Source organism: Vibrio barjaei (assembly GCF_001639065.2).
GTDB lineage: Bacteria > Pseudomonadota > Gammaproteobacteria > Enterobacterales > Vibrionaceae > Vibrio > Vibrio barjaei.
In genome coordinates, this window is record NZ_LQXO02000059.1 from 61801 (window position 1) to 71901 (window position 10101).

9 protein-coding genes are annotated in these 10101 nt (G+C 41.8%); 6 read left to right on the top strand and 3 right to left on the bottom strand.

Going from position 1 to position 10101, the window contains the following annotated elements:
• The first annotated feature begins 205 nt into the window (after positions 1 to 205).
• Positions 206 to 1078 (top strand): sigma-70 family RNA polymerase sigma factor, encoded by an 873-nt coding sequence (locus tag AWH66_RS24440; protein WP_240495661.1) that lies wholly within the window; start codon positions 206 to 208, stop codon positions 1076 to 1078.
• Positions 1079 to 1092: 14 nt separating this feature from the next.
• On the opposite strand, the gene AWH66_RS24445 is transcribed toward AWH66_RS24440, so the two are convergent.
• Together AWH66_RS24445 and AWH66_RS24450 are read right to left on the bottom strand one after the other, a co-directional pair.
• Positions 1093 to 1473 (bottom strand): hypothetical protein, encoded by a 381-nt coding sequence (locus tag AWH66_RS24445; RefSeq protein ID WP_063603787.1) that lies wholly within the window; start codon positions 1471 to 1473, stop codon positions 1093 to 1095.
• A 102-nt stretch (positions 1474 to 1575) separates the two neighbouring features.
• Positions 1576 to 1935, bottom strand: a complete 360-nt coding sequence (locus AWH66_RS24450) for a hypothetical protein (protein WP_038225854.1) — start codon at positions 1933 to 1935, stop codon at positions 1576 to 1578.
• A 159-nt stretch (positions 1936 to 2094) separates the two neighbouring features.
• Between AWH66_RS24450 and AWH66_RS24455 the strand changes: the two genes are divergently transcribed.
• The 4 genes from AWH66_RS24455 (at position 2095) to AWH66_RS24470 (ending at position 7938) form a co-directional block, all read left to right on the top strand.
• The gene (locus tag AWH66_RS24455) at positions 2095 to 4068 is read left to right on the top strand and encodes an EAL domain-containing protein (RefSeq protein WP_063603788.1); all 1974 of its coding nucleotides are present in this window, start codon (positions 2095 to 2097) and stop codon (positions 4066 to 4068) included.
• Positions 4069 to 4095: 27 nt separating this feature from the next.
• Complete coding sequence (locus AWH66_RS24460) at positions 4096 to 5529, top strand: hypothetical protein (RefSeq protein ID WP_063603789.1); 1434 nt, start codon at positions 4096 to 4098, stop codon at positions 5527 to 5529.
• A 155-nt stretch (positions 5530 to 5684) separates the two neighbouring features.
• Positions 5685 to 6224, top strand: coding sequence for a heme NO-binding domain-containing protein (locus tag AWH66_RS24465; protein WP_063603790.1), 540 nt, complete (start codon positions 5685 to 5687; stop codon positions 6222 to 6224).
• A 7-nt stretch (positions 6225 to 6231) separates the two neighbouring features.
• Positions 6232 to 7938, top strand: coding sequence for an ATP-binding protein (locus AWH66_RS24470; protein WP_063603791.1), 1707 nt, complete (start codon positions 6232 to 6234; stop codon positions 7936 to 7938).
• On the opposite strand, the gene pabB is transcribed toward AWH66_RS24470, so the two are convergent.
• On the bottom strand, positions 7939 to 9309 hold the full coding sequence (gene pabB / locus AWH66_RS24475) for an aminodeoxychorismate synthase component I (protein ID WP_063603871.1): 1371 nt from the start codon (positions 9307 to 9309) through the stop codon (positions 7939 to 7941).
• A 178-nt stretch (positions 9310 to 9487) separates the two neighbouring features.
• Between pabB and AWH66_RS24480 the strand changes: the two genes are divergently transcribed.
• Positions 9488 to 10101 (top strand): fumarate hydratase (locus AWH66_RS24480; RefSeq protein ID WP_143081583.1); only part of this gene is annotated, 614 nt, incomplete at its 3' end.

Sequence of the window (10101 nt, forward strand, 5' to 3'; positions counted from 1 at the left end):
TAAAATCTGCAGAAATAAGAGATCTAAACTTGAATGATAACAAAACTAAATTTCTAATACTTTTCTACTATTTTTATGGAAATTGTGCTTATTCGATAGGACTAAATTTTGATGCATAGCATAAACGCGTCTATGCTTATTCGTGCGACTTAGATCACATCAATAATAATTAATTGGCTAGGAGCAGCGCCATACAAAGGAGCTAATGATGAGCACAAGGACAGAAAGGCTTAGCAAACAGCATGAAGAGCGTGGTACGGACTTCTATTCAAAATATATCCATGACGTTGTGGGTATTGATCTGTTATCACCGGAACAAGAGTATCACTATGCGACGTTAGCGCGCAGAGGTGACAAGGCTGCTCGAGACGTTTTAATCGAATCCAATTTACGTTTAGTTGTGAAAATTGCCAGAAATTATATGAAGAGGGGGCTGAGTAATCATACTATTCTTGACCTCATCGAAGAGGGCAATTTAGGATTGATTAAAGCAATTGATAAATTTGAACCAGAGAAAGGGTTCCGTTTTAGTACCTATGCGGTTTGGTGGATTCGAGAGAGTATTGAATCATCACTGATGAACACGGGACGAACCGTTCGATTACCCGTTCATGTCATCAAGGAAATTAATCGACTGTCGAAACAGACAAATGAGATTATTGCCGACCTTCAACGTCCTCCTTCAGTGAAGGAAATTGCTGATAAAACGCTAAAATCTCAGGCTCAAGTGAGTGACTTGATCCACATGAGTGGATTTATAGAATCCAGCTCGTCAGTTGACACTATTGATAAAGAATTTCAAAGTTTAGAAACTTGTCGTTCTGAAGCCATCCCAGAACCTTATGACTTATGCCACAATGAAAAATTGCTGAAGAGTCTGGAAAGCGTCGTACTTTCTCTGCCGGAAAAATACCGTGATATCGTGATTCACCGCTTTGGTTTATTTGGCAAGGAAGTACTTACACTGGATAATCTGGGAGAAATGTTTGGACTGTCGAAAGAGCGAGTTCGTCAGTTGCAGCAGGAAGGGATTCAAAAATTACAGAACAAACTAAAATTTGATGGTTGGATCAACTAGTTCAGGTAATAGAGTTAGTGAACCTTTAAACCATTTTCTACTTGATCCAGTAAAAGCATTAATCTCACTTTAGAGCTTGACGGCTTCATTGTTGTCATTAAACGTTTGAATGCGGCTCTGTATACTTGGTTCTTAAGAACAAGCATCAGGGTCGTTTCTAACTTTTTCAAACGTGCCGCACTCTCTCCAGCGTCAAATGAAAGTTCATCGAATTTGCTGGATAGACTTGATTTGTGTTTTTCAAAGCAAGGCGCATATCCTGATAGGTACCAAGCTTCGACCATTTCCCTAACTTCTATTTCTTCGAGTGGTAATTCACTTTCGGTAAAGTCCACTCGCTCAGGAAGTGATTGGTTATACTCCGTATCGAAAATATCGTTTATATACTTATACATACCTATCTACGGTAGCAGTATGGCTAACGTCCGCTATCTATTGACAATATTAAATATAATCTAGCTAAATGAAAATTAAAAGCAATTCCATTTGATAATTGATTAATCCTGTGACTTTACGCCTACATGTTTTGTTAGCAAGTATTCCAGGTAGGCTTTCTCAATTGAACCAAACCGCCACAATGAGGCAACCCGCTTTGCTGCGAAGTAGTAGGCTTTGTGTTTGAGCAATGTGTTCAAGATGAGACTAAGCCGAGAAAAGTTGTTGGCGTGCCTCCAGAAGTCTAATTTCGACTTTTTAGCAGTTTGAAACGGCCCCAAGCCAGTATCAATCCAACATCGAAGTATTTCTCTTATTTCGAGCTCTTCCTCCGGAATATCGCCGCTCACCAATTGTACTTGAAGAGGAGGCGTTATCCGATATTGTTCATCGTACACGTCATTGACATAAACGTACTGCATGACTTGCTCCTTTTCTCTCAAATCTAGTGAACAAGCTAGGAACAAATTTGGTGTATTCAACTTTTAATTCATCCCCTAAGTTAACTTGATTTCATATTCCTATTACCTAGTTTACTTGTGAACACGTTGTTGGCAGATAACTATAAAAGTGAGAAGCGAATGCTTTCTACCATGCATGACGAAAAGAAAACTTTTTGGTCGGAAGATCTCTCTGAGATTACCTCGGTAATTTCTAAAGGCGAGTTCTGGCAGGAGGTTTTGCATTGTGAGAAAAAACGAACCACAGTGCAGCCACCATCAATTGATTATATTAACCAAATTCTATTGTTGATTAGGGATGTCCAGTTCAATGGTCTACCTGCGGCTGTCCCTATTGCCTTAGAGACTACGTCAGAAGATTTGTTTATTGTTAAGTTCGAAATCTACCTAATCTTGGATAACAAAGTAAAAGGAAGTATCGAACTCCTATCTCAATCTCAAGCCCAGATAAGCCTATTCTCCATGATTGAACAGTTGCTTGATGACCCACATCGAGGTGTGTTGGTTACCGATCAAAATCATAATGTACTCTTTACAAACAACCGATTGTGCTACGAGCATAATATATCTCCTATCGGCGTTTTGGGTAGAAACATAGCGGATATTCAGCTGCTGCAAAGTGATGCTAACCATATGGAAATATTCAAAGGAAGAATATCTCTAACCAATCGATGGCAAGGAGCGGTTATTACCCGAGCGAGAGACTCTCAAGTTCGGTTAGAAACGATTAGTGTAAAGAAAATTGAGTTGTCTGATGGTAAGCATATCTTTGTCTACTTTTTTTTTGGTGAAAACTTCTCTGAGAATACAACCAATAGCTCGGCAAGTATGAACTTTCAGGAAGAGACAGCACAAGATGAAGCGTCTTTTAGAAAAAGTGCAGCTGAGCTGTCGAAGAAGAATGGCAAGCATATAGTGATCAGCTTTAAGCCTCATTTTTATAGCGAGTTAGAAAAAGAATCTCGCGGTAAAGTACTCGCAGCGTTGAAGTCATCACATGATAAAGCAAGCTTCGGTTATCTAGGGCGCAATACCTTCGTGGCACTGGTAAAAATCCGTGAAAGTGATGTTGAAGACTTGGCCACAATTAACATGTGTATCAAGCAGTTTTTTAAGGGTATGCGAAAGTACTTAGATGACCATTTAGTGAATGATATTGCTGATGGTCAAGTTGGCGTTGCCCTTCATGGCTTTAATAGTTGCGGTATTGACGAAGTGATATCCCAGTCGGTACAAGCGATGTTTGTTCATGATTCAAAAGTGAGTAGTGTCAATTTCTATGATGAAAAACTGGTTCAAGGCAATATACGCAGAAAGCGTTTGGAACAGCTACTGATTGACGCGATCCGCAATAAATCCATTGATGTAAACTTTCAACCAATCGTCGATACGCATACCGGAGAAATCGTCAAGCTGGAGGCGCTGTGTCGATTCCGCTTTCAGGACATGTCTTACACGGTTCAAGAGATGATACATCTAGCAGAAGAGCTTAATCTGATATCGACTCTTGATTTGATGGTGGCAGAACGGGCGATTGAAGAATTTGTGGTTATTACTTCCGGTATCTCTAAAAAACTCTCGCTGTCACTAAATTGTTCCATTGCCGAATCTGGTCAGCCTTCGATTCATTTAGCGGAGCTATTTGAACTTATTCAGCGTTCGCCAGTAGCCAATGATGACGTGACTATTGAAATTACAGAAACTGCCTATTTCGAAAATAATGCCTATAACGCCAACTTGCTAGAGACAATTCGTTCAGCTGGAATCAAGATAGCGGTTGATGACTTTGGGACGGGCAGTTCGTCATTTTCTTACTTTAACGACTTTCATTTTGATGAGCTTAAAATCGATCGCAAGTTCATTACCAATATCAATGAGGTTAAGCAGAAATACTTTGCCGTGAATATGCTACGTCAGCTCTCACACGACTTAAATATTAAAGTTGTTGCTGAGGGTGTAGAAAAAGTGTCGGAGTTGGAGACGTTAAAGTCCATTGATGTGGACTATATCCAGGGCTACTTCTTTTATCGCCCCTTGTCATCAAGTCAGGTACGCGACGTTCTTAAGTATGCTTCTGACACTAAGCGACACTAAATTTTCCCAGACTTACTAGAGTATGTGATGAGTGTAGATAGCTATCGACATCAAGTTGTTGAGTTCCAATCTGGTTTACTCGTTTTTTCGCGAGATTACCTCGTTGAGCATATTGAAAAGCTCAATGGCTTATCACCTGAGCAAGTGCTTTGTGAAAGTGGTGAAGGGATCTTTAGGGATTATGGCAATGGAGTTTATGCTTACTTACCGAAGAAGGAATTCGGTGGAGTGTTGTCACTTCGATGCTTGATAGAAGGTGTGCCACTGCAAGTGCAATGTAATCTGTTATCAGAGCCTCATATTGTGGTCCCTGACCAATTTCAGCTAGTGCGACCTGAGAATAGCCCCATTGGTTACTCAGTCCTTTCGGATGGAACCATCGCTATCAGTCGAGACGCGCTTGTCCATTTCGTGAATAAAAAGTTAGGTCGTACAGATGCTGTTAATCATAGAAACGAGTTCGGAGTTAGGACTGTCTCAACGGCGACGCTAAGCTATCAATGCAAACTGACCAAGGAGTTTTGTTTCGTTTCACTACCGTATCCACATTCGATAAATGGTGCTCAGCCCTCGTATTGTGTTCTGACCGTCGAGGCCTTTAATCAATATAATGAACAGCGTTCTGAGTTAGTCCTAACCCTTGATTTTACTCTGTTAAAAAACTTAGTAGTAAAAACAGATAACACTATACATTCACGAAAGGTATTAGAGCAGATAGATCTTGTTGGCTCTCCTTCGCAATTTACAAGTCCAATAGTTTACGCCGACTCCGTATATTCGTTTTCGAATCAGCGCTTTTTACGTCGCTTGCCAGATGGATCTTTCAGTCAGCCAAAGAGAGAGTCCAAGGGATATATCTATCTGCTTTCTGACGCGGTTGAATATATTGCCACCGGGATTTTCATTCCACACATGCATGCAGTACCGATTCAAACGAGCCTGAAAGCGTCGAACAAATGGTGTGACATCGAAGTTAGTAAAAGGGATTTGATTTCCACCTCTGTGACCAATCAATGTGCAAAATCCATTCACCAGTTAGTGTTTGAGCACTCTGATTTGGTTCAAGTAAAGTCAGAAAGTGAAGGGGACTTGACGTTATCTTCTGTCAATCGTAGTAAAGGCCTCGGGAAGCTCTCGCTTTCTGGCGAAGCTGGAGATAGCAACGACGGCTATTTAACTTTTGATCTGGTCTTTATGCCTAACCTAATTTTCGATAACTGTATTCAAGCCAAAACGGGTAACTATTGGGAAGTATCGACTCGTGAGATCAAAGCCCTGTTAAGCAGGCGAGTTAACAAACGTATCGCACACATTGATGTTAATTGTAGTGATGGGTTAGTCACTGCAAACAACATGCACACCTTTACGCTATGGGCTGTCAACAGCAAAGCGCAAACGCAGCTGAACTTAACACTGAGTTTTGATGATGGAACATTAGGTTTTTCATCGATCACTATCTAACTAGGTTATTGATTGTGAACACGAATAACTTGGATTTAGTTTGAATAATGTTCTAGAACTTAATAAAGGGAACGAAAAACTCATCGAGTCTAGCAAAGATAAGGCTCAATATCGGCAAGAGAGAATTTGACCTCTCAACCTTGGGGAGATTGGCTATGAAAGGAATCATTTTTACCGAGTTTATGGAGCTCGTTGAAGAAAAGTTCGGTTTAGAAGTGTTGGATGAAGTACTTGAAATGTCCGGAGACGAAGGTATTTATACTGCCGTAGGAAGCTATGATCACCGAGACCTCGTTAAGCTTATTGTTAACCTAAGTAAAAAGACAGATATTGCACCCGACACACTGCAGCAGGTGTTTGGTCAAACGGTGTTCAAAGCGTTACTCGCATCTATACCTGAAAGCGCCAGCATTGGCCAAAGTGCATCAACATTTCAATTTATCCGCCATGTAGAGGATTATATTCATGTTGAGGTGAAAAAACTCTATGCCGATGCAGAACCTCCAAAATTTCATTTCATTAGTGAGACAGAAACTGAGATGGTCATGGATTATCAAAGCGCCCGCTGTATGTCTAACGTATGCTTGGGTTTAATTGAAGGCTGCGCTACCTATTTTGGAGAAACATTGGAGGTCAAAATGAGTCCTCAAACAGAAGACGGAAGCGTCGTTCGGTTTAGCTTATCTTTAGTGTAGAGAAACAATGACAAGTAGCTCAGCGATTGAAAGAAAACTCAAGCGTGAAATAGCTGCGAGGAAAGCGGCTGAGAGTTTGCTCGAGGCAAAGAGTTTAGAATTGTTTAACGCTAACCAACAATTAGAGGTGGCGTTGAAGCAGGTTGAGCAGCGTTCTGAAGCAAGCTTTAAGCGACTTGAATTTCAACAGCACATTGAACGTATTCTGATACATTTTGGAAGGACTTTTCTGCGCAGTAACCTTGATGATGTGTTGCTCTCAGACTTAATCAAGCAACTAAGTGAAGCCGCAGGGGGTATTTATTATTGCATTGAGCTGACTGATGACTTGATTCCTACCCTCACTAATAATCGCTTCAAATCGTCAATTCAGACCGATGAAAGCACTGATTTTCCGATGTTGAAAGCTTCTATTCCGATTCAAGTGGAACAGAGAAACGTTGGAAAACTGGAAGTAAGACTCGTCGGGGAAGATTTTGACCTCACGTTTATTGAGAGCCAAATGTCGTTGGTTTGTGAGCTATTATCGAGTTCTATTACACGGCAACTTATTAACCTTAGATTAGTTAAGTCGAAAGAGCGTGCCGAAGCGTCTGAGCGTTCTACCCGTGAATTTCTCGCAATGATTAATCATGAGTTAAGAACACCACTAAATGGGCTACTAGGTAGTGTTGAACTGCTTGCTGATACTGATTTAAAAGGAGCTCAACAGGAACTGCACACTAACTTGAGTCAATCAGGTCAATTACTTAGGTCGATCATCAATGATCTGCTGGACTTTAGTAAAATCGATGCTGGTATGTTGGAGCTGATAGATTCGACGTTCAAGTGGAGCAATCTTCAGTCAACGTTGTGCAGCATCTTTGAACATAAAGCGGCAGAGAAGCAAATTGTATTCACTGTTTGCTCCAAAGGGTTCGAAAATAAGAGCCTAAAAGGTGACTTAGAACGTCTGACTCAGATATTTGTAAACCTTATTGGTAATGCGATCAAGTTTACCGATGAAGGCAGTGTTAAGGTCACCGTAAGCTTAAAAGACAAAGGGTTTGACTTTTCAGTGGCCGATACTGGAATTGGTATTAGCCGATCAGCTCAAAAGAAACTGTTTCAACCTTTTACTCAAGCAGATCGTTCTAGTTCGCGAAATTACGAAGGGACTGGTTTAGGTCTAGCCATCTGTAAAAGGCTGGTCGAATTAATGGGTGGCTCCATTTCACTCAAAAGTGAAGTAGGAGAGGGAACGACTTTCTTTGGTTTTTTGCCACTAGTCATTGAAGAAGTAGATGAGAATGAACGCGTGCAACAAGATCTCGATATCGTCGCGCAAGATTTTTCTGCACTCAAAGTGCTTGTCGTTGATGACATCAAAATGAATCAGGTCGTGATTACTAAGATGCTGAGTAAAGTGGGTATTACACCTGATCTTGCAGTTAATGGCCTTGAAGCGGTTGAACATGCGACCAATCAGCAATACGACATCATATTTATGGATTGTCGAATGCCAGTGATGGATGGATTTGAAGCAACGAAACGACTGCGAGACGCAAGTTACGCCAAACCCATCGTGGCGCTAACCGCAGGCACAACACGAGAAGAACGACAAACTTGTTATGATGTAGGTATGGATGACATCTTATCCAAGCCTTATACCGCAAAAGACTTGACCCTCACACTCTCAAAATGGGGGCCAAGCTCTGGTTTAGAGGCGCTCTGACTAGAGGCTGTCAAGGGTTGGCAAAATTCTACCTAATTTATCGAAAGTTTCTTGATACTCCGCATCACATTCGCTATCGGCTACGATACCGCCGCCGGCCCACGCATAGATTTGCCCTTGTTTTGCGATGAGTGTTCGAATGGTAATGCTGGTGTCCATAACGCCGTGAGCACTGATATAGCCAATGCTACCGCAATATACACTGCGAGTGTGAGGTTCTAGTTCCTCAATGATTTCCATGGCTCGTATTTTAGGTGCGCCAGTTATCGAACCTCCAGGGAAACAGGCTCTAAGAAGATCAGTAGCGCAGTATTCTGGAGCCAACTCGCCAGTTACCGTACTTACCAAGTGATGAACTGCAGGGAAGCTTTCGATATCAAAAAGCTTAGGCACTTTAACACTGCCCGGAGTTGCCACTCGTCCGATATCATTGCGAAGCAAATCCACAATCATCAAATTTTCTGCCTGATCTTTGGTCGCTGCCTTTAGCTCTTCTGCGTACGCTTTATCTTGTTCCACATCGACTGATCTCGGTCGAGTACCTTTAATTGGTTTGGTTTCAATACAGTTTTGATGAAGCTGTAAGAAACGCTCAGGGGAAACACTGATTATCGCGCTATCGTTGGTTCGGATAAAGGCACTAAACGGCGCTTGATTCTGGTTATCCAACAGATTAAATGCTTGCCACTCACTACCACTATATTGAGCTTGGTGTCGTTGCGCTAAGTTAATCTGATAGCAATCTCCAGCTGAGAGATAGTTTTGTACTGAAAGAAATTTGTCTTGGTATTGTTGTTTGGTCATGTTGGACTGCCAATTAGACACCAACGTAAACGGACCTTCTTTAGGGGAGACTTGGCGCTCTAACCACTGCTTATTCAATTCAGGGTTGTTACCTACGATGGCAGCTCGCTGTTCTTGATGGTCAACGACTAATGCCCAATCATAAATGCCAATAGACATGTCGGCGGCTTGGATGTCGTTTTCTGCTTTTATTGGCAAACGTTCCACTCTGCGTCCTAGATCATACGCAAAGTAACCTACCGCCCCTCCAATGAATGGCCAGTTGGTAGAATCTTCTCTGAACCCAACCAAGGTCTCTATCAAATCGTTAACGATGGCAAATGGATCTTGGTCACTTTCTGATACTTCTTCTCCAACCATCACCTTGGTGAGAGCACCAAACGTTTCGACGGTTGCGACCGGTTGAGAGACCAAAATGTCAAATCGGCTGTTCTCATGACTGGCGTCTGACGATTTCAGTAGCATCGACCAAGGAAGTTGCTCAATCTCAGCAAACTTGTCTCGGGCTAGGTCTTGGTAATAAGGAAGGTCAACGAATTGAATAGATAGTCTTTCTTTTGTGTTCATTTGCTTAAATTGTGACAGAAACGTTGTCGCACTCATGGCGCATAGTGGAAAGCAAGAGTATCATATTTTCACAATAAAAAGTCGGACAATTATCCCTGAAAATACTGCGGGTTAAGGCGTGGTACAGGTTCAAAGAAAGTTCGTAATTCTGGAAGCTAAAATTATAAAGAGGTATTCAATGGCGGTTATTCGTAAAGAAGATGTGATCAGTAGTGTTGCTGATGCATTGCAATACATCTCGTATTACCATCCCCTCGACTTTGTTCAAGCCCTAGATAAAGCTTATCAAAAGGAAGAAAGCCAAGCGGCAAAAGATGCCATCGCGCAAATTCTCATTAACTCGCGCATGTCCGCAGAAGGTCATCGACCAATTTGCCAAGATACAGGTATCGTTACCTGCTTTGTGAACATTGGTATGAATGTCCAATGGGACTCTGATCTAACCGTTCAAGAGATGATCGATGAAGGCGTTCGTCAAGGTTATACCAACCCTGATAACCCGTTGCGTGCATCTGTGCTGAAAGATCCAGCAGGTAAGCGAATTAACACCAAAGACAATACGCCAGCTGTGGTTCATATCAATATGGTGCCAGGGGATAAAGTTGAAATTCAAATCGCAGCGAAAGGCGGCGGTTCTGAAAACAAAACCAAAATGGTCATGCTTAATCCATCTGACGACATCGCAGAATGGGTAGAGAAAACCTTACCTACAATGGGGGCAGGTTGGTGTCCACCAGGTATGCTGGGTATAGGTATTGGCGGTACAGCTGAAAAAGCGGCAGTACTTGCAAA

Excerpts from the sequence above, each read along its gene's own strand:
- AWH66_RS24470 (WP_063603791.1), top strand. The coding sequence starts at position 6,232 with ATGACAAGTAGCTCAGCGATTGAAAGAAAACTCAAGCGTGAAATAGCT.
- AWH66_RS24445 (WP_063603787.1), bottom strand. The coding sequence starts at position 1,473 with ATGTATAAGTATATAAACGATATTTTCGATACGGAGTATAACCAATCA.
- AWH66_RS24460 (WP_063603789.1), top strand. The coding sequence starts at position 4,096 with ATGAGTGTAGATAGCTATCGACATCAAGTTGTTGAGTTCCAATCTGGT.
- AWH66_RS24455 (WP_063603788.1), top strand. The coding sequence starts at position 2,095 with ATGCTTTCTACCATGCATGACGAAAAGAAAACTTTTTGGTCGGAAGAT.
- AWH66_RS24465 (WP_063603790.1), top strand. The coding sequence starts at position 5,685 with ATGAAAGGAATCATTTTTACCGAGTTTATGGAGCTCGTTGAAGAAAAG.
- AWH66_RS24440 (WP_240495661.1), top strand. The coding sequence starts at position 206 with ATGATGAGCACAAGGACAGAAAGGCTTAGCAAACAGCATGAAGAGCGT.
- pabB (WP_063603871.1), bottom strand. The coding sequence starts at position 9,309 with ATGAACACAAAAGAAAGACTATCTATTCAATTCGTTGACCTTCCTTAT.
- AWH66_RS24450 (WP_038225854.1), bottom strand. The coding sequence starts at position 1,935 with ATGCAGTACGTTTATGTCAATGACGTGTACGATGAACAATATCGGATA.